Below are 281 nucleotides of genomic sequence, written 5' to 3' on the forward strand. Positions count from 1 at the left end.
TTGAAGGCCCTGGGCATCAGCATGGGCTCGTTGGGCAACCCGTATTTCGTGACCCTGGCCGACGGCGCCACGGCTCGTGCCAAGGAGCTGAACCCCAGCGTCAAGGTCACGTCGGTGTCGGCCGACTATGACTTGAGCAAGCAGTTTTCGCAGATCGACAACTTCATCTCGTCCAAGGTCGACCTGATTCTGATCAACGCCGTCGACCCGTCCGCCATGGCCTCGGCGATCAAGAAAGCCCGCGACGCCGGCATTATCGTCGTGGCGGTGGATGTGGACGC

The 281-nt window shown here is 61.6% G+C and carries 1 protein-coding gene; it reads left to right on the top strand.

The window, feature by feature from the left end; genetic code table 11:
- Nucleotides 1-281, top strand: a 281-nt coding sequence (locus JEM65_RS22265; protein ID WP_199603965.1) for a substrate-binding domain-containing protein, incomplete at both ends; no start/stop codon positions are given.

It is taken from the genome of Gelidibacter salicanalis (assembly GCF_016469035.1).
In the GTDB taxonomy this organism is placed as follows: Bacteria; Bacteroidota; Bacteroidia; order Flavobacteriales; family Flavobacteriaceae; genus Gelidibacter; species Gelidibacter salicanalis_A.